General features: G+C 68.5%; 22 protein-coding genes. 10 read left to right on the top strand and 12 right to left on the bottom strand.

The window, feature by feature from the left end; genetic code table 11:
* Positions 1 to 111: 111 nt before the first annotated feature.
* The 3 genes from C1A38_RS10600 (at position 112) to C1A38_RS10585 (ending at position 2,846) form a co-directional block, all read left to right on the top strand.
* Positions 112 to 1,374, top strand: coding sequence for a helix-turn-helix domain-containing protein (locus C1A38_RS10600; protein WP_102657655.1), 1,263 nt, complete (start codon positions 112 to 114; stop codon positions 1,372 to 1,374).
* Positions 1,375 to 1,389: 15 nt separating this feature from the next.
* On the top strand, positions 1,390 to 2,328 hold the full coding sequence (locus C1A38_RS10595; protein WP_102657654.1) for an aminoglycoside phosphotransferase family protein: 939 nt from the start codon (positions 1,390 to 1,392) through the stop codon (positions 2,326 to 2,328).
* A 323-nt stretch (positions 2,329 to 2,651) separates the two neighbouring features.
* Positions 2,652 to 2,846, top strand: a complete 195-nt coding sequence (locus C1A38_RS10585; RefSeq protein ID WP_102657653.1) for a DUF397 domain-containing protein — start codon at positions 2,652 to 2,654, stop codon at positions 2,844 to 2,846.
* Between the two features lie 366 nt (positions 2,847 to 3,212).
* Here the strand turns inward: C1A38_RS10585 and C1A38_RS10580 are convergent, their stop codons facing one another.
* Positions 3,213 to 4,133, bottom strand: coding sequence for a pentapeptide repeat-containing protein (locus tag C1A38_RS10580; protein WP_102657652.1), 921 nt, complete (start codon positions 4,131 to 4,133; stop codon positions 3,213 to 3,215).
* Positions 4,133 to 4,411, bottom strand: a complete 279-nt coding sequence (locus tag C1A38_RS30770; RefSeq protein ID WP_233196762.1) for a CU044_2847 family protein — start codon at positions 4,409 to 4,411, stop codon at positions 4,133 to 4,135. Before C1A38_RS30770 ends, C1A38_RS10580 begins: the two co-directional genes overlap by 1 nt.
* 495 nt (positions 4,412 to 4,906) lie before the next feature.
* On the opposite strand from C1A38_RS30770, the gene C1A38_RS10575 reads away from it, so the two are divergent.
* The 5 genes from C1A38_RS10575 (at position 4,907) to C1A38_RS10555 (ending at position 11,288) form a co-directional block, all read left to right on the top strand.
* Positions 4,907 to 5,266 carry a hypothetical protein gene (locus C1A38_RS10575; protein WP_102657673.1) on the top strand — a complete coding sequence of 120 codons (360 nt, stop codon included), beginning with the start codon at positions 4,907 to 4,909 and terminating at the stop codon, positions 5,264 to 5,266.
* Between the two features lie 262 nt (positions 5,267 to 5,528).
* A complete protein-coding gene (locus C1A38_RS10570) occupies positions 5,529 to 6,338 on the top strand; it encodes a metal-dependent hydrolase (protein WP_102657651.1) in 810 nt (269 codons plus the stop codon).
* Between the two features lie 173 nt (positions 6,339 to 6,511).
* Positions 6,512 to 7,621, top strand: coding sequence for a LacI family DNA-binding transcriptional regulator (locus C1A38_RS10565; RefSeq protein WP_102657650.1), 1,110 nt, complete (start codon positions 6,512 to 6,514; stop codon positions 7,619 to 7,621).
* A gap of 41 nt (positions 7,622 to 7,662) precedes the next feature.
* On the top strand, positions 7,663 to 9,894 hold the full coding sequence (yicI, locus tag C1A38_RS10560) for an alpha-xylosidase (RefSeq protein ID WP_102657649.1): 2,232 nt from the start codon (positions 7,663 to 7,665) through the stop codon (positions 9,892 to 9,894).
* Entirely contained in the window at positions 9,891 to 11,288 is a 1,398-nt protein-coding gene (locus C1A38_RS10555; RefSeq protein ID WP_102657648.1) for a GH1 family beta-glucosidase, read from the top strand. Before yicI ends, C1A38_RS10555 begins: the two co-directional genes overlap by 4 nt.
* 158 nt (positions 11,289 to 11,446) lie before the next feature.
* On the opposite strand, the gene C1A38_RS10550 is transcribed toward C1A38_RS10555, so the two are convergent.
* Positions 11,447 to 12,040 carry a nucleotidyltransferase family protein gene (locus C1A38_RS10550; protein ID WP_013734826.1) on the bottom strand — a complete coding sequence of 198 codons (594 nt, stop codon included), beginning with the start codon at positions 12,038 to 12,040 and terminating at the stop codon, positions 11,447 to 11,449.
* Between the two features lie 289 nt (positions 12,041 to 12,329).
* Between C1A38_RS10550 and C1A38_RS10545 the strand changes: the two genes are divergently transcribed.
* Positions 12,330 to 13,049, top strand: coding sequence for an alpha/beta fold hydrolase (locus C1A38_RS10545; protein ID WP_102657672.1), 720 nt, complete (start codon positions 12,330 to 12,332; stop codon positions 13,047 to 13,049).
* Here the strand turns inward: C1A38_RS10545 and C1A38_RS10540 are convergent.
* From C1A38_RS10540 to C1A38_RS10515, 6 genes are all read right to left on the bottom strand, one after another.
* Positions 13,031 to 14,170 carry a hypothetical protein gene (locus C1A38_RS10540; protein ID WP_102657671.1) on the bottom strand — a complete coding sequence of 380 codons (1,140 nt, stop codon included), beginning with the start codon at positions 14,168 to 14,170 and terminating at the stop codon, positions 13,031 to 13,033. The genes C1A38_RS10545 and C1A38_RS10540 overlap by 19 nt on opposite strands.
* 86 nt (positions 14,171 to 14,256) lie before the next feature.
* Positions 14,257 to 15,936, bottom strand: coding sequence for a bifunctional 3'-5' exonuclease/DNA polymerase (locus C1A38_RS10535; RefSeq protein WP_199180169.1), 1,680 nt, complete (start codon positions 15,934 to 15,936; stop codon positions 14,257 to 14,259).
* Between the two features lie 67 nt (positions 15,937 to 16,003).
* Positions 16,004 to 16,417 carry a hypothetical protein gene (locus C1A38_RS10530; RefSeq protein WP_233196761.1) on the bottom strand — a complete coding sequence of 138 codons (414 nt, stop codon included), beginning with the start codon at positions 16,415 to 16,417 and terminating at the stop codon, positions 16,004 to 16,006.
* A gap of 33 nt (positions 16,418 to 16,450) precedes the next feature.
* Positions 16,451 to 16,840: a hypothetical protein gene (locus C1A38_RS10525; protein ID WP_233196760.1), complete on the bottom strand. Its 390-nt coding sequence runs from the start codon at positions 16,838 to 16,840 to the stop codon at positions 16,451 to 16,453.
* Positions 16,841 to 17,035: 195 nt separating this feature from the next.
* Positions 17,036 to 17,782, bottom strand: coding sequence for an isocitrate lyase/PEP mutase family protein (locus C1A38_RS10520; RefSeq protein WP_102657647.1), 747 nt, complete (start codon positions 17,780 to 17,782; stop codon positions 17,036 to 17,038).
* Positions 17,779 to 18,441, bottom strand: coding sequence for a hypothetical protein (locus C1A38_RS10515; RefSeq protein WP_102657646.1), 663 nt, complete (start codon positions 18,439 to 18,441; stop codon positions 17,779 to 17,781). The genes C1A38_RS10520 and C1A38_RS10515 overlap by 4 nt, the downstream gene beginning before the upstream one ends.
* A gap of 64 nt (positions 18,442 to 18,505) precedes the next feature.
* Between C1A38_RS10515 and C1A38_RS10510 the strand changes: the two genes are divergently transcribed.
* Entirely contained in the window at positions 18,506 to 19,216 is a 711-nt protein-coding gene (locus C1A38_RS10510; protein ID WP_233196759.1) for an ArsR/SmtB family transcription factor, read from the top strand.
* On the opposite strand, the gene C1A38_RS10505 is transcribed toward C1A38_RS10510, so the two are convergent.
* Genes C1A38_RS10505 through ngcE form a run of 3 tightly spaced genes read right to left on the bottom strand, consistent with a single transcriptional unit; the run spans position 19,194 to position 22,544 of the window.
* Positions 19,194 to 20,147, bottom strand: coding sequence for a carbohydrate ABC transporter permease (locus C1A38_RS10505; protein ID WP_102657644.1), 954 nt, complete (start codon positions 20,145 to 20,147; stop codon positions 19,194 to 19,196). The genes C1A38_RS10510 and C1A38_RS10505 overlap by 23 nt on opposite strands.
* Before the next feature lie 13 nt (positions 20,148 to 20,160).
* Positions 20,161 to 21,102, bottom strand: coding sequence for a carbohydrate ABC transporter permease (locus C1A38_RS10500; RefSeq protein ID WP_102657643.1), 942 nt, complete (start codon positions 21,100 to 21,102; stop codon positions 20,161 to 20,163).
* 35 nt (positions 21,103 to 21,137) lie between these two features.
* The gene (ngcE, locus tag C1A38_RS10495; RefSeq protein WP_102657642.1) at positions 21,138 to 22,544 is read right to left on the bottom strand and encodes an N-acetylglucosamine/diacetylchitobiose ABC transporter substrate-binding protein; all 1,407 of its coding nucleotides are present in this window, start codon (positions 22,542 to 22,544) and stop codon (positions 21,138 to 21,140) included.
* Between the last annotated feature and the right edge of the window lie 11 nt (positions 22,545 to 22,555).

Below are 22,555 nucleotides of genomic sequence, written 5' to 3'. Positions count from 1 at the left end.
AGCCACCACCCGCCGCCACCGCGGACACCTCAACCCCGCTTAACTTCGAAGAGCCGGGATGAACCGGCGATGCGAAGTGCCTTGGCGCGTCGAGATGTAGGCCAAATCTTCATGCTGTTGAACCGGCGTCACGGCATGACACAACGCCGCATTGCCGATCTTGCTGGATTCGCGGCGTCCGAGGTCTACGAAATAACGCGCGGCCGACAGGTGATGGCTTACGACGTCCTTGCGCGCATCGCGGAGGGCCTCCAGATTCCGCGCGGTTTGATGGGCCTCGGATACGGGACAGAATCGACTGAGCAGCATTGCCCCGAGCCACTGCCGTTGGGTGAGCCCGAGCAGCGAAGGCAGTTCATTGCTGCACTGGCCGGCTTCGCCGTTGGCGGCTCACCGAACGTCGAGGTTTGGCTCCCCAGGGTCGACGAGCAACCCGTTTCAGTGCCGGAGGTCGTGAGCCCGGAGGCCATAGCCACCGTGCGGGACATTACTCAACGTCATCGAGAGTTGGATGCCACATACGGCGGTGGCTCCTGTCGCGATTCAGCATTGGGCTACCTGGTGTGGGCGCGCTGTCTCACCCGCAGCCGCTGCCAAACTCCCGAACTGTCTGCGGAGCTGCATGCCGAGTTGGCGGACTTGCACAATCTTGTTGGGTGGATGTCCCATGATCTGGGTGAACATATGGAGGCACGCCGCCACCTAGCGCAAGGCCTCGTCTATGCCCACCAGGCGGGTGATTCAACACTGATGGCGGACGCCTACTATCGGCTCGGTCGAGTCAGCATCCACCAAGGCGACCCCGCTGAAGCCTTGCACCTTTTCCAGCTCGGTCAGATCGTTGCCACGAACTCGAACTGTCTGACCTCGGTGGCGATCCTGCACGCGAACATCGCCTGGGCACATGCCCGAACGGGAAACGCGCCTGCGATGCGCGACTCACTTGCACGCGCTCGCGACGAAATCGGCAGAGCCGACACGGCGCAAGCACCCCAATGGACTCGGTTCTTCTGCGAGCCAGCCGACTTGGAGGGTATGTCAGGGGTTGTCCACTCGGCCTTGGCTCGCTACTCCCAATACCGCGAGCAACATGCCGCCCTCGCGCTGACGCATGCAGGCCGGGCGTTGGAGCGGCGAACCGAGACGTCGCGCAGTGGCGCGTTTGACCACGTGACGATGGCGTTGGGGTACGCGCATCTCGGAGAACAAGACAAGGTTGCGCCCCACGTCCAAGCAGTCCTGGATGCTGCGCGACATGTGCGGTCCCGTCGGCTACTCGATCGGCTCAGCGATGTCGCGGATGTCATCGAAGCGCGTCGCGACAAGCAGTTGTCGGAGGTGGTGACAGCCATCCGGGCGCGGGTGGCTGCGTGACCTAACCTGGCGGGTATGGCGACCACCCTGACCGCTGAGGCTGCCGACGAGATTCAGCGGGGACTCGACGCCGTCCGCCAGCAGGCCGGACTCGCCTCGGGCGAGGCGCACCTCATGCGATACACGATCAACGCGGTCTACAGGATCGGCGACAGAGTGCTGCGACTCTCGCATGGCCAGGTGGCACAGGAGCGGGCACGGCGCGTCGTCCGAGCGATGGCGCTACTCACGGAGCACGAGGTGCCGGCGGTCGAGCTGGATACCAGCCTCGCGCAACCGGTGGTGGTGGATGAGTGGGTGGCCACAATCTGGCACTACCTCCCGCATCCGGCAGGCCGCCCCGATCCCGTCGAACTGGCCGAACCGCTGGCGAGGCTGCACGCCATCGCCGAGGTGCCGTCGTTCCTGCCGCGTTGGTCACCAGTTGCCACGGCTCGACGCCGGCTGACCGGGCTAGCCAGCCTTCCCGCTGACGACCTCCTGTTCACACAACAGTGGGCACTCAGAGAAGTCGGGCTAACTCTCGACGACCTCGTGGCACGACTCCACGAGCGCTGTAAGGACTTGGAGCCCCAGGTCGCGGCTGCCACGTGGGAACTGCCGACCGGTGTCGTGCACGGCGACGCTCACGTAGGCAACGTCCTTTCGGGTCGTTTGTGTGACTTCGATTCGCTGTCGATCGGGCCACGCGAGTGGGACCTCGTCCCACTGGTGCACAGCGTCACCCGCTTCGGTGACCCCAAAGAGCCGTATGAGAGGTTCGCCGAGGTCTACGGCTTCGACCTCGCAACGTCGCCGTCCTGGCCACTCCTACGGGAGGTGCGCGAACTCCAACTCGTCACCAGCGTGATGGACAAGCTTCCCGGCAGGCCCGAAGTCGCGCAAACGCTGGGCCATCGGCTACGTACCTATCTGACGGGCGACAATTCCGCAGTGTGGCAACGCTACCGATAGTGACCCGGCGAGCCCTGCTCCTCGGCCTGCCCGACCACGTCTGGATCAACGAGCTCTAGGCTTACGGCGGTCGGCGGGTCAGGACGCCGCGCTATGCAGTCTTTAGGCCACAGCGCGCGACGTACGTTCCCGCCCGTGCCCGGCACCTCGGAACCGCTGGAACCTCCGCTGGTCTACGCCGACAGCCTCACCGGTGCGCTCTACCTCGACAAGGCAACCGAGGTAGCAGCGTACAAACTCGCGTGGGGACGACGTGACCTCACGAGCACTCGACGAGAAGTCGTCGAGGACGTTGATAACCGCAACAATGGAGGCATTCACCCGTGGCTGACACTACTGTCCAGTGGCGCAAAAGCAGCCGCAGCGGCAACCAGGGAGCCTGCGTCGAAGTCGCCGACGCGCTGCCCGGTGGCGGCGTGGGCGTCCGCGACAGCAAGAACCCCAACGGCCCCGTACTGACCTTCTCCCCCACCTCCTGGACCATCTTCACCACCAGCCTGCGCGCCCCCACCCCGTAACCCGCAGCCCCATCCCTGAGCTGGTGGTGGCCGCTGGGTCAGCGGCCACCACCAGCACTTATCTCCGATTGATTTCCAGCACGGAACCTCGTCGGTTCAGCATTGGCGGACACCGGGTCGTGGGACCGGGGACGGCGCCCTGGCCTAGGGAGGTTCCGAACTGGGAGATGTAGATTAGGTGGGCAACGCGGACTGGCTGTGACCACAAGTCGCATCGCCGGATCGCTATAACTGCTCATGAGTAGCTGCGCCCGGCCACTGCGTCGGGCGAGGATCGCAACAGCTCCGGCCGCGAAAACAACGCAGCCTCACCACTGACACTGCGCCCGGCCACTGCGCCGGGCGAGGATCTGCGGGCAGGCAGCCTCAGGTAGGAGCAGGGGCCTCGTCGGTGTTTGTGCTCTGAGTTTCAGCTGGACCTGTGCGCCTTGTGGGGACCGTGGCGCCGGCGGAGCGGGTGGGCTGTGGAATTTTTCCGGTGCCGTCTGCCGCCCCACCGATCGCACCGAGTTTCAGCGCATGTTCACGGAATCCGGGTGGCGCTTCCTCCACCGCTGCGATGCGGGTTCCCCTCATCGACGAAATTTGCTCCCAGTTCAGGAGGTCCGCGAGGTTCGCACGTTCGAGGTTCGCTCCGTCGAGAACCGCTTCGGCAAGATTTGCGCGTCGCAGGCGAGCACCTGTGAGGTTCGCATTCGAGAGGTCGCTGCGGAAAAAATCCGTTTCCTCAAGCGTCGCCCCAGCCAGCTGTGCGTGACGTAACGTGGCTCCCGCTAAGTATGCACCAATAAAGTCCGCGCCATCTTCGACAACAAGATCGTCCATCACCGCATCGGTGAAATGGGTTGCACGATAGGTTCCCCCGGATATTCGCGCACCTTTCATACTGGCATGATCAAGGAACGCTCCATCGAACGTCACCCTACTGAAGACAGCGCCGTTGAGAAACGCTCCACTAAGGGCTGCTTGGGATAGGTCGCAGTCGCGTATGCTACCATCGGTCAGCCAACCCTGCGCACTAATCTCTTTCGCCGCACGAAGTGCGAACCCTTTGTCACTTGAGCCCATTTCGCGGATCAACTGCTGCTTCTGGTATTCGGCTTCTCGTCGGGCGTACAGGCGGTCCACGAGGAGCACCGTGAGCGAGATGCTCAGCAGGGTCGTGGCTGTGTTCGCGTAGAAGTCCCGGATGAACTGACTGCCGGACCAGTCCGCCGGATACCAGTAGGCGAAGATGATTACGACTCCGACTACGCCGATTACCTTGGCCATACGTTCGACAGACATCAGATGCCCTGATGAGTGGCTGGGCCGTCGGCCTCGATGTTGAGCTTGAAGACAATGCTGGCGTCAGCAGTTCCCCTGGAGATTACGAACCCTGCCTCTGCATCTAGCTTTAGGCCAAACTCGATGCTTCCTGCTCGCACACCACTGATGGCAAGCCCGCGCCGCGCCTCGCGAACGACACCTTCCACAGCGCGGCCCATATCTGTCTCGGATCGTATTGGCCTGCCGTGACGGCCGAAGGACTTAGCGCTGACTTTGTCGTCGCCTTCGTAGAGCATTCCGTCGTCTGCGCGGAGAATTTCTCCCACATCAAGCCTTTCGATTCCGTCCTGTGGACGCCAGTATCGACGACATGTTCATACCAGAGGTCCAATGCAGCGGGGTATCGACGTTCGTCTGCCGCCCACGGGACGTCCAGGCATTTGCATGTTCGCGATTACCGGACGACGTGAACGAGAGCCGGCGTTGGTCGGGATCCAACGACGTGCGATCCGCTCGTCGGCACAACCAAGCAGTCGACCGACCACGGCGCCTGCCACCCACGTGACGCCAGGTTGACAGCATGTGCTTGCACTCGATCTTGGGTCAACCGCTCGTGGAGATGGCCAGGTTCATGGTCTCTCCGGTCAGGCTGTGTCGCGAGCTATCTCGTCGGCGTGGGGTGACTTGGGTGATTCCAGTTTGGGATGCTGGTTGGCAGGCTGAGTACGGCCATGTCCAGCAGACATGGGCTTCGCTGCGGGCCCTGCTGTCCAGAGCGCGAGGATGTGTGGGTGACAGGACCAGACGAGGAGACGCAGGGCGAGGTTGGCTGGTTCTGCGTACGCTGCGTCTTTCGCTCGGGTGGCGACTCGGCGAGTCGGATGTACGAGGAGCGGCTGACGTTGTGGCGCGCCGAGGGATTCGACGAGGCGATTTCCTTGGCGGAGGGCGAGGCGCTCGGTTATGCGGCGGAGCAGCCCGGCATGAAATTTGTGGGACTTGCTCAGGCATACCGGCTGTTTGAGGAGCCGGGGCATGGGGCTGAGGTCTTCTCGTTGGTTCGGGTCAGCGAACTGGATCCGCCGGCCTACCTGACGAGGTTCTTCGACACCGGCGAGGAGAAGCAGGGCCACGTCGATTCCGGTGCCTGACCGGCCCGCGTGCAACCCCCGAGCAGCCGGAAGAACCGTGCGGTCTCCTCGGGTAGCGCCTGGGCGGCAGGCCGCGTCCCATGGCCGACACAGTGCCCTGGCGAGCCGGCTCTGACTGCCATACTCCCTGGTGGTCGGCCCGGTCTCCGGAAGACGCTCCGATCCTGTCCCTTGTGGACATAACAGTGATGCCCCTGCGGCGGTGCGGCGAACTACAGTGACGTAGTTTTGGCGCTCAAGATCCCTGGGGAGGGCAACCGAGATGATGGGACCGTCGCACGCGCTGTCCGGCGCGGCGGTATGGCTGAGCGGGTCCTGGGCGCTACAGCAGTTCTACGACTACGAGCAGTCTCCGTTGGCTCTCGCCGTGGGCACCGCCGTCTGTGCGGGTGGGGCGTTGCTGCCCGACCTTGATCTGTCCGGCAAGGTGACCCGTAACAAGGGCGGCGCGACGGTGGCCCGTACCTTCGGCGTCTTCTCGCTGTTCATCGCCGAGGTGGTGGAGAAGATCTCGCTGGGCGTCTACTACGCCACCAAGCTCAGCCGCGATCCGAAGCGCAACAACGGTCACCGGACGCTGACCCACACGATTCCGTTCACCGTGCTTGTCGGCTGGGGCACCACCACGTTGTGCGCGAGGTTCGGCAAGTGGGCGGTCGTCGGCATCCTGTTCTTCATGATCGGTCTGGCGCTGCGGGGGTTGTTCGACAAGTGGGCCGAGCGGGCGGGCTGGCTCATCGTCACCCTGATCTCGGCCGGTGGGGCCGTGGTCACCGCCGCCAACCTGCCAGGTGATCGGGGGTACCCGATGATCGGCCTGGCGGTCGGGGTGGGCTCCTTCGTGCACATCATCGGCGACATGATCACCAGAGCCGGGGTGCCGATCCTCTGGCCGATTCCGATCAAACGCCGGATGTGGACGCCGATCAGCCTGCCCAACAAGATCGCTCTGCGGGCCGGCGGGCGCACCGAGATGGCCATCGTCCGCCCCGCACTGACCGTCATCTCGGTTCTGGCCTCCGTCGGATTGCTCGCGCCCTCCCTGCTGGACAAGTTCAACATCGACGGCTGAGCAGGCCCGGACGGCACCCGTGCGCTGGTCAAGACCCTCTCCGAGCGCAGCCTTTCATTCGTGACTGCCTATTGACGGGGACGGGATTCGTCACATACGTTCGTCGAAACGCTTCGACTAACCGCTTCGACGGCGTACGCACGGCGGCCGGCTCACCACGGGGAGGTGCCGCGATGGCGACCATGCAGGACGTGGCGCGCCTGGCCCAGGTGTCGGTCAGCACGGTGTCGTACGTGCTGACCGGTGCCCGCCCGATCTCCCAGGCCACCCGGGAGAAGGTGCTCGCCGCCATGGCGGAGCTGGATTACCAGCCCAACGCCATGGCGCGCGGGCTGGCCAGTCGGCGCAGTCGGATCGTGGGTCTGCTGCTGCCGATGGACGAGCGCGGCCTGGGGGCCACCGAGACCGCCTTCGTCACCGGCGCGGCGGCCGGTGCCAGCGCTGCCGGCTACCACCTGGTGCTCGCGCCCATCGGTGTCGGCGACCGCGACGAGTTGCGTCGGCTGGCCAGCCAGCGCATGTTCGACGGTGCGCTGCTGATGGAGGTGCAGCTGCGCGATCCACGGGTGGACGTGCTGCGTGAGCTGGACGTGCCGCTGGTGCTGATCGGCCGTACCGCCGACACCACCGGATTGTCGTACGTGGACATCGACTTCGATCGGACGGTGGCGGAGGCGGTCGGTCACCTGGTGGATCTCGGCCACCGGCGGATCGTCTACGTCAACCACTCCGCCGGCACCATCGCCGAGGGCTACGGCCCGGCGTTGCGTACCCGCGACGCGTTCGCCGCCGCGATGGCCGCGCACGGCCTGGAGCCGCTGATGATTCCCGCCGAGGACAGTGCCGCCGGCGGGCGTACCGCCCTGGCCACCGCGCTGCGGCAGGCACCCGATCTGACCGCGATCCTCGCGATGAACGAGAGCGCCGTCTTCGGGCTGCTCGGCGAGCTGCACCGTCGGGGACTGCGGGTGCCGGACGACGTCTCGGTGATCTCGATGGTGACCTCACCGCAGGTCGCCGAGCTGGCCACCCCGGCGCTGACCGCGATGAACTCGCCCGGGACGGCGCTGGGCCGCATCGCCATCGAGACGCTGCTGCGGCACGTCGACGGCGGTCACCGCGAGATCCACCAGCAACTGCTGCCCTGCGCACTCCAGGTCCGCGGATCCAGCGGCCCACCGCGTACGGCAGGCACGGCGTACCCGGGCGCCGGTGGCCGCCAGCGGCCAGGCCCGGGCAGCAGGGCAGCTCGCCGCAGCGCTGCCACCGCACGGCGGCCCTGACGAAGGAACGGGCTCGACACACATCAGGCAGGAGCCGACAAGTGAAGTTCACCGACGGGTACTGGCAACTGCGTCCCGGCGTCACGGTGCTGCGGCCCGGCGCGGTGGAATCGGTGGAGCCCGACGAACGCTCGTTCACCGTCTTCGCGCCCATCGGCCGGATCACCGGTCGGGGCGACACCCTCAACCGCCCGGTGGTCACCGTACGCTTCTTCTCCCCCGCGCCCGGGGTGGTCGGGGTGACCGTCGGGCATCACAGCGGTGGGCTGCCCAAGCAGCCCCGCTTCGTCCTCGCCGAGGACACGGATCATCCGGTGCAGGTCGAGGTGACCGGGCTCAGTGCGCGGTTGACCACCGGTGAGTTGACCGTCCGGGTGGCGCTGACCGGGCCGTGGCAGGTCGACTTCCTGCGCGGCGACCGGCTGGTCACCTCCTCCACCGAGCGCAGCATCGGCGTGGTCACCGACGCCGACGGTCAGAAGTACGTGCACGACCGGCTGGCGCTCGGCGTCGGCGAGACCGTCTACGGGCTGGGCGAGCGCTTCGGGGCGTACGTCAAGAACGGTCAGACGGTGGAGATCTGGAACGCCGACGGGGGTACGGCCAGCGAGCAGGCGTACAAGAATGTGCCGTTCTATCTCAGCAGCGCCGGCTACGGGGTGTTCGTGGATCACCCGGAGCACGTGTCGTTCGAGGTGGGTTCCGAGGTGGTGTCGCAGACCCAGTTCAGTGTGCCGGGGCAGTCGTTGACCTATCACGTGATCGACGGTCCCAGCCCGAAGGAGGTGCTGCGTCGCTACACCGCGCTGACCGGTCGCCCGGCCCGGGTGCCCGCCTGGTCGTACGGGCTGTGGCTGTCCACCTCGTTCACCACGTCGTACGACGAGAAGACCGTCACCGAGTTCATCGACGGGATGGCCGAGCGGGACCTGCCGCTGTCGGTGTTCCACTTCGACTGCTTCTGGATGCGGCAGTTCCACTGGGTCGACTTCATCTGGGACCCGGCGACCTTCCCCGACCCGGAGGGGATGCTGCGTCGGCTGCACGAGCGTGGCCTGAAGGTGTGCGTCTGGATCAACCCGTACATCGCCCAGCGGTCGTATCTGTTCGAGGAGGGACGGCAGGCCGGCTACCTGGTCCGTAACCCGGACGGGTCGATCTGGCAGTGGGACAAGTGGCAGGCCGGGATGGCGCTCGTCGACTTCACAAACCCCGACGCCGCCCGGTGGTACGCCGACAAGCTCAAGGTGCTGCTCGACATGGGTGTCGACTGCTTCAAGACCGACTTCGGCGAGCGCATCCCGACCGACGTGCTCTGGCACGACGGCGCCGACCCGCAGCGGATGCACAACTACTACTCCTACCTGTACAACAAGACGGTCTTCGAGTTGCTTGAGTCCGAACGCGGGACCGGTGAGGCGGTGGTGTTCGCCCGTTCGGCGACCGCCGGTGGGCAGCAGTTCCCGGTGCACTGGGGTGGCGACTGCGAGTCCACCTTCGTGGCGATGGCCGAGTCGCTGCGCGGTGGGCTGTCCCTGGCCGCCTCCGGGTTCGGCTACTGGAGCCACGACATCGGCGGTTTCGAGGGCACCCCCGATCCTGCGGTGTTCAAGCGGTGGATCGCCTTCGGGCTGCTCTCCTCGCATTCGCGGCTGCACGGCTCCGGCTCGTACCGGGTGCCGTGGGCGTACGACGACGAGGCGGTCGAGGTGCTGCGCCGCTTCACCCGGCTCAAGTTGAGCCTGATGCCGTACCTGGCGGCGGCGGCCGACGAGGCGCACCGCGAGGGGATACCGGTGATGCGGCCGATGATCCTGGAGTTCCCGGACGACCCGACCACCGCCTACCTGGACCGGCAGTACATGCTCGGCCCGGACCTGCTCGTTGCGCCGGTGATGAGCGCCGACGGGCAGGTCACCTACTACGTACCGGCGGGCACCTGGACGAACCTGATGACCGGGGCGCAGGTCACCGGCCCGGGCTGGGTGCACGAGAAACACGGCTTCGACACCGTGCCGGTGCTGGCCCGGCCCGGCGCGGTCATCCCGTTCGGCTCGGTCACCGACCGACCCGACTACCCGTGGGCCGACGGCGTGCAGCTGCGGCTGTACGCCCCGGCGCAGGGGCAACGCACCCGGGTCCGGATCCCGTCGCCCGACGGTGGGCCGGGCACCGAGTTCGAGGTGCGCTACCAGGACGGGACGGCCACCGCCGAGGTGGTGGCCGGGGTGTCGTCCGGATACGGCTGCGAGGTAACGGAGGTGGCGACATGAGCGATGTGGTTTTCCCCCCGGGTTTCGTCTGGGGTACGGCCACGGCGGCGTACCAGATCGAGGGGGCGGCGAAGGAGGGTGGCCGGGGACCGTCGATCTGGGACACCTACAGTCACACACCGGGACGCACCCTCAACGGGGACACCGGCGACGTGGCGGCCGACCACTACCACCGGTGGGCCGACGACCTCGACCAGTTGGCCGCGCTCGGCGTCGGGGCGTACCGGTTCTCGATCGCCTGGCCGCGGGTGCAGCCCGGCGGCTCCGGCCCGGTCAACCAGGCCGGGGTGGACTTCTACTCCCGGCTGGTGGACCGGCTGCTGGAGCTGGGCATCCGGCCGGTGGCCACACTGTACCACTGGGACCTGCCGCAGGAGTTGGAGGACGCCGGGGGTTGGCCGGCGCGGGACACCGCGTCGCGCTTCGCGGACTACGCCACGGCGATCGTCGGGGCGCTGGGCGACCGGGTGCACACCTGGACCACGTTCAACGAGCCGTGGTGCTCGGCGTACCTCGGGTACGCCTCCGGGGTGCACGCGCCGGGGCGCACCGAGCCGGCCGGGGCGCTTGCCGCCGTACACCATCTGAACCTGGCGCACGGGCTGGCCGGCCGGGTGATCCGGGAGCTGGCGCCCGCCGCGCAGCTGTCGGTGACGTTGAACCTGCACGTGATCCGGCCGGCTTCGGACTCGGCCGCCGACGCCGACGCGGTACGCCGCATCGACGCGCTTGCCAACCGGGCGTTCCTCGGCCCGATGCTGGACGGGGCGTACCCGGCCGACCTGCTGGCCGACACCGCCGGGGTCACCGACTGGTCGTTCGTCCGCGACGGCGACGAGCGCACCGCAGCGGTGCCGTTGGACGTGCTCGGGGTCAACTACTACTCGACCACCCTGGTACGCGCCTGGGACGGGGTGTCGACCAAGTCGGACTCCGACGGGCACGGCCGCTCGGCACACTCGGCGTGGGTCGGCTCGGAGCAGGTCGAGTTCCTGCCGCAGCCCGGTCCGCACACCGCGATGGGCTGGAACATCGAGCCGGCCGGGTTGACCGAGCTGCTGCTGCGGCTGCACCGCGAGTACCCCGACCTGCCGCTGATGATCACCGAGAACGGTGCCGCCTTCGACGACGAGGTCTCCCCCGACGGCGCCGTCCACGACGACCGCCGCGTCGACTACCTACGCCGCCACATCGCCGCCACCCACGACGCGATGACGGCAGGCGCCGACGTGCGCGGCTACTTCGTCTGGTCCCTGCTGGACAACTTCGAGTGGGCGTACGGCTACGACCGCCGCTTCGGCATCATCCACGTCGACTACGACACCCAGCAACGCACCTGGAAAGACTCCGCCCACTGGTACCGCACCCTGACCACCACCAACACCCTCCCCTAACCCCCTCCCCCACCCCACGGGCACCCGCGCCCTGAGCCCCGTCACCCCCAGCCCCGTCGATCTTGCACTTTCTGTCCCCGCAAAGGTGTTATTTCGCCCATCTCGGCGACCAAAAGTGCAAGATCGACGGGGCTGGGGGCGGGCGGGGCGGGGTCGGGTTAGGCGGGGACGCGTTGTTCGGGGACGGAGAGGCCGTAGAGGGCCATGAGTTCGGGGGTGTCGACGCGGCTGCCGTCGGCCACGGAGTCGCAGGCGATGTCGACGATCTGGTCCTTGTGGGCCAGCAGGTAGGGGCGGGCACCGACGTCGGCGCTGGCCAGGGTGGCGATGCCGGCCCAGTGGCGGCGACCGAACAGCATGGGGTAGCCGCGCAGGCCGTTGTAGGTGGCGCAGACCAGCACGTCGGGGAAGGGCAGCGCGGTCACCCGGCGCACCGCCGCGGCGGTCAGCCCGGGCATGTCGACCGGCACCACCACGACTGCCTCGATCCGGTCGTCGTCGAGCCCGGCCAGGCCGGCGCGGATCGAGGAACCCACCCCGGTTCCCCACGCGCGGTTGACCACCACCGTGGCGCGGTCCAGGTCAGCGGTCTCGCGCACCTGGTCGGCCGCGGCACCGAGAACGACCACGATGGGCCCGCATCCCGCCTCGGTCAGCGTGTCGATCATCTGGTCGACCAGGGGTTTACCGTCCTGGTGCAGCAGGGCTTCCGGGCCGCCGATGCGGCGACCACCCCCCGCGGCGATGATCATTCCTGCGATCCGGTTCAGAGCCGGGCTCCCTCCCACGTGGGGCGGCCTGGCCCCGGCCGTCCCCTTCCTACGCACACCGATTGCAACGACTGGCGCCAAAGGAGGGTGGCGGGGCAAATCGCATAAATTGGGTATCATTCGCCAATTGCTCCTCCGGCGACGTGCTCCTAGCGCAACGTCGTGCCGGCTGTTCGTAATCTTGGCGATTCGCTCCGCGGGTCGACGGGGCTGGGAGACAGTGCGGGACAAGGGTTACCGCCCGCCGCCCACCCGATACCTGGAGGTTGACGTGAGTGACGTGTCGCCGCCCGAGCCGGCCCGCAACGTCGTACTGGTGCACGGCGCGTACGCCGATGGATCGTCCTGGGCCGACGTGATCCCCATCCTGCAGCGGGCCGGGTTGAACGCCACCGCGGTGCAGAATCCGCTGACCTCGTTGGCCGACGACGTGGCCGCCACCCGACGCGCGCTCGACCGCCAGGACGGTCCGACGGTGCTGGCCGGTCACTCCTGGGCCGGCACCGTCATCACCGAGGCCGGTGACCACCCGAACGTCAGCGCGCTGGTCTACGTGGCTGCCCGGGCACCGGACGTCGGCGAGGACTACGCCGCGCTCGCCGCCAAGTATCCGACCCCACCGGCCAACGCGGGACTCGTCCACCATGACGGTTTCGCCCAGCTCAGCGAAGAGGCATTCCTCGCCGACTTCGCCGGTGGGGTGGACGAGGCCCGCGCCCGGGCCCTCTACGCGGTGCAGGGGCCGATCGCCGGTGACCTGTTCAAGGCCCGTACGACCACCGCCGCCTGGCGGGACAAACCCTGCTACTACTCGATCTCCACCCTCGACCGCACCACCGCACCGGAACTCGAACGGTTCCTGGCGCAACGGATGCACGCCACCACCATCGAAGTCGAGTCGTCGCACCTGGCGATGGTCACCCACCCCGAGGCGATAGCGGATCTGATCCTGAAAGCGGCGCAGGGCACGAATCAGAACGGCGGCGGATAGCGGCGGTGCCAGCGGGTCCGAGCCGCTACCCGGATGACGCGCCGCAGCTGGAGTTTGACGCCGCCGGTCGCCCGGTTCTTCAGCCGGGAGAGGACGTCGTCGGGCTGCTGCTCCGCCCGCTCGTCGAGGGTCTGCGCGTGGCCGAGCAGGTCGACGATCGTCTCGATGGCGACATCGAGCAGATGGTCGTCGTCGACGGCGTCCGGAGTGCCGGCGGGCGTCAGCTTCGCCGGCCGCAGTTCGTCCAGGTCGCCGACGATCCGGCAGGGGTAGTCGTGCAGTTCCTTGATCTGCGCGTCGGCCAGGTCCAGCACCCAGTCGGCCCGGTCCAGGCCGATGCCGAAGCGCTGCTGATCGGCCCGCTGTTTGAGTACCGCGTCGACGAGGTGGCGGTGCACCACCCGGCGGTAGGGGGTGCGCAGCGGGTAGCGGTCGCCCAGCTTCCGGTTGACCCGGCGCAGCAGTTCGATCTCGGCGGCACCCAGTGACGGGTTCGCGGCGGGCGCGGTCAGCTCGCACCGTCCGTCGTCGATGCCGAGGATGCCGGCGAAGCGTTGCCACAGCACCTCGGGCGGGGCGCCTGGTGCCGGCACGGTCACCAGATGTCGTCGTTGTGCGGGCACCAGGTCACCCCAGCGGCGCAGCATCCGTACCGCGGTGTGGTTCTCCCAGAAGACCTCGCACCGGCCCTCTTCGACCGCCCGCAGGAACTCCTCGAAACGCCATCCGCTGCGGGCCCGCACGCTCTGCTGCCAGAACGACGGGAAGGTACGCCACAGGTCACGTTCCACCACGATGACGTGGATCTCGCCCGCGCCGAGGCTCGCCACCGCCCGGGCCGCCTGCTCGCCGGTGGCCGCGCCCAACCCCTCGTTGCTGATGATCACGTCGCCGGGCCACTGCCGGGCCTTCTCGGCCAGCCGGTCCCAGGTCCAGTACACCTCGGGGTCCCGCCACGGCGCGGCCCGCAGGTCGGCCATCGCCTGGTCCTGCGCCACCGCGCTGCCCGGCAGCAGGATGCCCGTCTGCGCCAACCGGTCGCGGTTGCTCCAGAGCACGTTCTGCACGTAGGTGCTGCCGGTCTTCGGCGCACCGATGTGCAGGTACACGCGTCTGGCCATGCCGCCCTCCTTCACCATGTCGATCGCGGTGGTCAGGTTGGCAGCCGGACATGAACAACACGCAAAGCGCTGGTGCGTCGGGTCGCTCAGGCCGCGTCGCCGTAGCACTCGACGATCGACAGATCGAGCGGGAACCGCACCGGGGTGTCACCGAACAGCAGCGCGGTGGCCCGCTGACCGGCCCGCTGCACCGCCTCGGCGACCCCTTCGGCCTGCTCGGCCGGGCAGTGCACGATCACCTCGTCGTGTTGGAAGAAGACCAGCTCGGCTTCGGTGCCGGCCAGTTCGCCGCGGAGCACCGCCAGCAGCGTCGAGGCCCACTCGGCGGCGGTGGCCTGGATGACGAAGTTGCGGGTGAACCGGCCCCGCGACCGCGCCGCCCGGGCCCGGGGCGACTGCGGGTCACCGGCCGCGTCCGGATCCACCACCGCCTCGTCGGTGGCGAAACCCGCCGAGCCCGGCGGGCAGGTACGCCCCAGCCAGGAGCGCACCAACCCGCCCGCCTCACCGGTACGCGCCGCCGCCTCGACGTAACCGAACGCCGTCGGATAGTTGCGCCGCAGTACCGCCAGCGCCGGCACCGCCTCCCCGCCGGTCTGCCCGTACATCGCGCCGAGCAGGGCCAGCTTGGCCCGACCCCGGTCGCCGCCGAACGCGTCCCTGGCCAGGGCCTGGTAGAGGTCGCCTGTCGCGCCGGCGGCAGCCAGCCGGGCGTCACCGGAGACCGCAGCGAGCACCCGGGGCTCCAGTTGGCCCGCGTCGGCCACCACGAACCGCCAACCCGGGTCGGCCATCGCCGCCCGGCGGATCACCTTCGGAATCTGCAACGCCCCACCGCCGCGGGTGGCCCACCGCCCGGACACCACTCCGCCGGGCACGTACTCCGGCTGGAAGCGGCCGTCACGGACCCAGGCGTCCCGCCAGGCCCGCCCGTGCGCCGTCCAGATCCGGTACAGCTCCTTGTATTCCAGGACCAGCGGCACCGCCGGGTGGTCGACCCCGCGCAGCACCCAGGACCGGGTGTTGGGCAGGTCGATGCCGGCGCGGGCGAACGCCCGCAGCAACTCGGCCGGGGAATCGGCATGCACCTGGCGTACGCCGAACGCCTCGGCGATCCGCGCGGTGAGGTCCGCCAGTCGGCGTGGCGGGCCACCCACCGGGGAGGGTTCCCCCAGCAGTTCGGCCAGTACGGCGTCGTGCACGTCGACCCGCCAGGGCAGCCCGGCCGCCCCCATCTCGGCGGCGATCAGCGCACCGGCCGACTCGGCGGCCACCAGCAGGCGGAACCGGCCGGGATGCCCGGTGGCCGCGATGCGGTCGAGTTGGTCGGCGTACACCCGGGTCAACGCGGTGATGCCGGGGCCCGGCGGCCCGGGCACGGCGTCGAAGAGTGCGGCCTGCCCGGCCCCGGGTGGGGCGGGGGCACGCGGTGGCGGATCGGGTGGCACCGGCGCGCCGGTCAGCCGGGCCCAGGCCGCCGCCAGGGAACGCGGTTCACCCCAGCGGCCGGCGTGGCCGAGCAGCAGGGCCTCGGTCAGTTCGACGTCGTGGCAGCGCTCGACCCGGACTCCGGCGCGCAGCAGGGTGGGGTAGAGCGTCGCGCCGCAGGCCCAGACCCAGCGGGGGCGGTCTGCGGCCTCCCGTGCGGCGACGGCGGCGGCGAGGTCGGTGACGGGCTCGGGCGGGCCGGCGCACTGCCCGTCGGCGCGCAGCGGCGGGCACAGCACGCCCGCACCGCCCTCCCCCGCCACCACCGCGACCAGCACACCCCCATCCTGCCCGTACCCACCGACACGCTTGCGCGTCTCGGTCCGTCCGGGAGGTGCTAAGGGATCACCAGACGCAGGGCTGCGTGTGGACCTTCACGTTCGTCACGATCCCGGGCCAGTACGTGTCCTGCCCGTTGCCGGGGGTGAGGCAGATGGTGAAGGGGCCCCACGGCGAGTCATGCTGCCAGCGGAAGGTGATGTCGACGTTGCGGGAGGTGTTGTTGTAGAACAGGTATCCCGGCATCTCGCCGGACCAGTCGGTGTTGGTCGTCAGGGCCGGCGTCATCCATTCGTTCCATTCGGGCCAGAGGCAGAACACGCCCTGCGGGCAGTTCCCGGCCGGCCACATTCCGTCCGAGGTCTGGGCGGTTGCCGCCGAGGCGGGAGAGGCGGGGGCCGCCGAGGCGGGAGGGGCGGCGGCCAGCACGCCTGCGACAGCCGCGGCGACAGCGAGGGACTTGAGCATGGTCTTCAGCACGATTCACCTACCTGTCATTGATGGGTGTCGGATTCACCGGCAGTTGCGCGTGTGGAAGACGACCTTCGTCACGGTCATCGGGACGTACAGGTCCGCGTCGCCGGGGGTGGCGCAGAAGGTGCCGGCGTAGGTCGTCCCCGGCAGGTACCAGTCGATGTCGACGTTGCGGGAGGTGTAGTTGTAGAAGTTGAACACCGTGACGCTGCCGGACCAGTCGGTGGTGGTCACCAGGGAGGGCGTCGCGGTGGGGCCCTCCGGCGGGTGGTCCCAGTTGGCCCAGCCGCAGAACGTGCCCGGCAGGCAGTTTCCGGGCAGATATCTTCCCCACCCCGACTCGGCGGCTGCCGCCGAGGCGGGAGGGGCCGCGGCCAGCACGCCTGCGACCGCTGCGGCGGCAGCGAAGAACTTAGCGATGGACTTCACGAGGCTTCACCTACTTTCCACGAGACAAACATCGACCGGCATCGAACTTACTCGTTAAGATATTGACGAGTCAAGAACCTCATGTCGGTTCGCTCACCCACGGCGGAAGGGCGAAGACGGGGCTGCGAAACCGTTTCGGCGCAATGGCGGGGTCCGCGCGAGCGGGATACCACCACTACGCCGAGACGGAGTTGATCAAGCAGATGGCCGGAGCCCGGACCCGGCGTTCACCTGCGCGTACGGTGGCAGGTTCCGGTGGATCGGGTGGCCGTCGCGGACGGCGGTGGCGGTCTCCACGATGGCGGCCAGGGCCGCCCGGAACAGCAGGGAGCCGGTGCTGATCCGCCGCACACCCAACTCGGCCAGGGCGGCGACGGTGTGCCGGTCCGGCAGGAACAGGATGTTCACCGGTACCTCGACGGCGGCCACCACGGCCGCGATGTCGGCGGGCTCGGACAGGCCGGGAACGAACACCCCGTCCGCACCGGCGTCGGCGTAGCGCCGTACCCGGCTGATTGCCTCGGCCAGATCGCCGGGACGCTGCCAGTGCGTGTCGGTGCGGGCGTTGACGAACAGCTCCGGCACCTCCCGCTTCACCGAGCGGATCAGTGTCGCGTGCTCCGCCGCCGGACGCAGAGCGTCCTCGACGTTCACCCCCACCGCGCCGGCCTCGGCCACCGCGACCGCCGCGGCGACCGATCCGGTCTCGATGTCGGCGGTCAGCTGCACCGGCAGCGCCGCCAGGCGGCGGATGAGCGCCAGGCTCTCGGCCTCGGTCGCGCCGACGCCGTCGGGCAGGCCGTTGGTGGCCGCGACGCCGAGACTTGTGGTGCCGAGCGCGGGAAACCCGGCCTCGACCAGAAGGCGGGCCGACGCCACGTCCCACACGTTCGGCAGGACCAGCGGGTCACCGGCGCGATGCAACGCCGCGAAGCTGTTCATCGGTGTGCTCCGGCCACCAGCGCGAGAGCATGGGCCCGGCCGGGGCAACGCCGCGGACCCGCGCCGAAGGCCAGGTCGCCGGCCAGACGTACCCGGACCACCTCACCGGCGTGGATGGTCACGCCCGCCACGGTGTTGGTGACCAGCGCCTGCCGCCTGGTTGCCGGCACCGGCGGATCATCGCGCAGCACGTCGTCGACGCGCCGGTGCCGGGCCCGGTCGATCAGGGCGGCCGTGGCCTCGCACGCCTGCACGAGCACACCGATGCGCGCCGCGGTCGGCTCGTCGAACCTCCCACCGACGATCGCGACCAGCCGGTCCACCGCGGCGTCCGCCCGCGACTCGTCGCCGGTGCCCGGCTGGTAGGCCTGCGCCACGTCGCGGACCAACTCCACCACGGGTTCAGTGACATTCAGGTGACGGGCCAGGGCCGTCACCGGGTGGACCGCACCGGCGCGGCGCAGCGAGTCCGGCGAGATCTGGTCCAGGATCGCCGTCGACAACTTCCGTCGCCGTTCGTGCTCGGCGCCCCGGCTGAATCGGCCGACGGTGGCCCGCAGCCAGGCGACCCCGGCGCAGGCGGGCGGAACCGGTGGCACCACGAATGCCGGGTTGGTCAGTACGGCGAGGGCCGCCTCGCGGCCGTGGATCTCCTTCATGCGGCGCAGGCTACGACCGGAACCCTTCGACAAGCACCGAACTGTCGTACCCGACAATTGGCCGGTGACCTCCGCTGCTGACCTCGCCGGGCTGGCGGCGCTGCTGGCTGACGAGACGCGTGCGGGGATCTGCCTCGCGTTGCTCGACGGCCGGTCGTGGACCGCAGGCGAACTCGCTGCCCACACCGGTGTCGCGCCTTCCACCGCCACCGCACACCTGCATCGTCTCGTCGCCGGCGGTCTGCTCGTCGAACGGCGGCAGGGCCGACACCGGTACGTGCAACTCGCCGACGCGTCGGTGGCGCAACTGTTGGAAGACCTGGCGGCGCGTACCGAGCCGGGCCCCGCCCGTACCGGCAGCCTGCGGGCGGTTACCGCCAGCGCGGCGCTGCGCCGGGGCCGTACCTGCTACGACCACCTCGCCGGACGGCTCGGGGTGGCGGTGACCGACGCGATGAGCGGGCGAGGGCTGCTGGAGCGCGGCAGCGGCTTCGCCCTCACCCCGGCCGGCCTGGCCTGGCTGGCCGACCTGGTCGGCTGGGACCCGGCGCAGCCACGGCCGGGCCGCCGACCGCTGGCGCGTGGCTGCCTGGACTGGACGGAACGCCGTGAGCACCTCGGCGGACTGGCCGGCGCGAAGCTGTGCGAGACGTTTCTCGACAACCGGTGGGTGGTGCGGATCGGCTCCGGCCGCGCCGTACGGCTCACCACTGCGGGGCACGCCGCGCTCCGCGACCACCTGGGCATCACCGTTACTTGCTCACCCCCGCGGTGAGGCCGGACTGCACCTGACGCTGGAAGACGATGTAGACGATGAGCACCGGCAGCATCGCCATGGTGACCCCGGCGAACAGCCCTGACCAGTCGGACTTGTAGCCCTGGTTGACCGAGAGTTCGATCAGGCCCTGGGAGATGACCTGGTTCTTCGGTTCGCCGGCCACCGACTGCATCAGCAGGGTCGGCAGGTACCACTGGTTCCACTGGCCGAGGACGTTGAAGATGCCGATGCTGATCAGGCCGGGCTTGGCCATCGGCAGCATCACGCTGAAGAACAGCCGGCTGTGCGACGCACCGTCGACCAGGGCCGCCTCGGCGATCGCGTCGGGCAGGGTCCGGAAGAACGAATGCATGAAGAAGACGGTGAACGCCAGCGACCAGGCCACGTAGACCAGGATCAGCATCAGGTGGCTGTTCGGGCCGAGGAAGGGCAGCGTCACGCCCATGTTGTAGACGCCCTTGAACAGCGGCACCGCGGCCAGGTAGACCGGCAGGGTCAGCCCGGACAGGAACATGTAGTAGATCAACCGGTTGCCGGGGAAGTCGTAGCGGGCCAGCACGTAGGCGGCCATCGAGCCGAGCAGCATGGTGAGGAAGACGCTGCCGGTCAGCACCAGGATCGTGTTCAGGAAGAAGTCGCCGATGTGGCCCTCGGTCCAGGCCCGGGTGAAGTTGCCCCACTGCAGCGTCTCGGGGAACAGCGACAGCGGCTTGCGGATGACCTCCGAGTCGGTCTTGAGCGCCGACATCACCACCCACAGCAGCGGGTAGACCACCATGATCGCCCAGACGGCCAGGAAGAGATGCGAGAAGCCGTTGAAGATCTTCGCCCCGGCGCGGCTGCCGCCGACGGCGGAGCGTGGGCCCGGCGTACGGTCCGGCGGTGGGGCCTGGTCGGGCCCGGCCGGGGTGTGGGTCACCGTGCTCATCGTCGGTGTCTCCTCAGTACTCGATGCGCTCACGACGGGTGATCCGCAGCTGCAACGCGGCCAGCAGGATCGTGAAGATCGCCAGGGCCACCGCGATCGCGCAGGCGTAGCCGAACTGGCCCTTCTGGAAGGCGTTGAAGTTGATCACCGACGCGAAGATCTCACTTGCGTGGTTCGGGCCGCCCTGACTCGGGGTCATGATGTAGACGAGCGCGAACATGTCAAGCGCGATGAAGCCCAGGTAGACCCAGGCCACCGAGACGGTGTCCCGCAGCAGCGGCAGGGTGATCCGGAAGAAGGTGTGGAAGCGGCCCGCACCGTCGAGGATGGCCGCCTCGTAGATGTCCTTCGGGATGGACTGCATGGCCGCCGAGAACAGCACCATGTAGAAGCCGGCGCCGCTCCAGACCGCGATGACCAGCAGCCACCACAACACCGCCGGTACGCCGAGGAACGGCTCCGGGTCGTACACGAAGGTGATCGGGTCGTCCGCGTCGACCAGACCGATCTTCATCAGTACGCCGTTGATCAGGCCCTGGCCGTCCGCGCGGTAGATCTGTTGCCACATCACCGCGATGACGACCAGGGACAGCACCTGCGGGAAGAAGAAGATCACCTTGTACAGGCCGGAGCCGAAGACACCCCGGATGCCGGCCTTGTCCTCGCGTCCGCCCACGTTGAGCAGGAACGCGAGGAACAGGGCCAGCGCGATGGTGAACAGCGGCACGGTGACCAGGAAGAAGACGTTGTGCCAGAACGCCTTCCTGATCAGCTCGTCGGAGAACAGCCGGAGGTAGTTGTCCAGCCCGACGAACTGTTGCCGGTCGGAGTAGCCTCCCCAGTCGGTCAGCGAGTACCCGGCCGCCTGCAGGAAGGGCCACACCACGTAGAAGAGGTACAGCCCGACCGGCAGCGCCAGAAAGCCCGTGACGAAACGCGCAACACCGTGCCGCATTCCCGCTCACTTCCTCGTTCGGTCAGATCCGGATGTCACGCGTCGCGGGTCTGCTTCTTGATCGACGAGTCCTTGGCGACCTTGTCGGCGGCGGCCTGCATCTTGTCGACGAACTGCGCGGCGGTGACCCGGCCGGCCATCAGCTCCTGGGAGAGGTTCTGGCTCTCCTTGTCCAGGTCGGCGTAGAAGTCCCAGAACTTGGTCGAGATCAGGTCCTTCGGCGCGTTCTTCATCAGCTCGTTGGCCGAGGCCAGGGTCGGGTCGTCCACGTTGTCGCCGGAGCCGGCGGTGGAGGCGAGCGACTTGGTCAGCTCGGCGAACTTCGCCGACCCGGCCTTGGAGAGCACCGCCCGCAGGAACTCCTTGGCCGCCGCCTTGTTCGGTGCCTTGCTCGGCACCACGATGTTCTCGCCGGCACCGGCGTAGACGTCGTTGGGGGCCTTGTCGGTGGCGCCCAGACCCCAGTAGTCGGAGATCTTCATCTCGAAGCCGGGCGGGATGGTCGCCGCCATCTCGTTCTTCAGCCAGGTGCCGACCTGGATGAAGGCGGCCTTGCCGTCCAGCCACGCCTGCTGCGACTGGGTGTGGTCGAGCCGGCCGGGCAGCAGCAGCTTGTCCTTGACCAGCTTCTCCCACTGCTCCAGCGCGGGCAGCACACCCTCGGCCCGCCAGGCGTTCTCCTTCAGGTTGTCGATGTCGACCACCGCCTGCTTGCCGGCCGACTTCCAGATGGTGGCCATCAGCGCCCAGCGCGGGTAGTAGCCGTGCACGGCGTCGTAGACGTACGGTGCCATGCCCTTGGCCTTGATCTTCGGGGCGAGGGCGAAGAACTCGTCGAAGGTCTTCGGCGGGGTCCAGCCCTCCTTGCTGAACAGGGCGGCGTTGTACCAGTTGCCCCAGACGGTGTAGGCGAGGTTCACCACGTAGAACTTGCCCTGGAAGGTGCCGTCGGCGACGGTGCCCGGCAGCAGCGTGTCGGCGACGGTCCCCGGGCTGTCCCAGGCCGGGGCGGCGAGCAGGTCGTCCAGCGGCTCGATGGCGCCCTCGTTGATCAGGGTGCTGACGTCCATCATGTCGGCGCCCGAGTTCATCACGACGTCGCTGGGCGTGGTCGCCATCTTCGGCTGCTCTTCGGTCTTGATCTTCTGGGTGGAGCTCATGTTGACAGTGACGCTCGGGTGCTTGGCGTTGAAGATCGCCTTGTCTTCCTGCGCCCACTGGTCACCGAGACCGCCGTTGAAGATGACCACCTTCACGGCGCTGTTCTCCTGCACGCCGAACGGGTTGTCGTTGCTCTTCTCCCCGGCGTTGTTGTCGGTGCTCGGGCTCGGCGTGCTGCCGGCGCAGGCGCTGAGCAGACCCGCGGCGGGGGTTACCAGGAGACCCGCGGCCGCCGCGCGGCGCAGCAGGGTCCGGCGGTCGAGATCGGGGTTAACGGACATCGTTCGTCTCT

It is taken from the genome of Verrucosispora sp. ts21, assembly GCF_002879555.1.
GTDB lineage: Bacteria > Actinomycetota > Actinomycetes > Mycobacteriales > Micromonosporaceae > Micromonospora > Micromonospora gifhornensis.
This window is presented reverse-complemented; position numbering and strand designations above follow the sequence as displayed.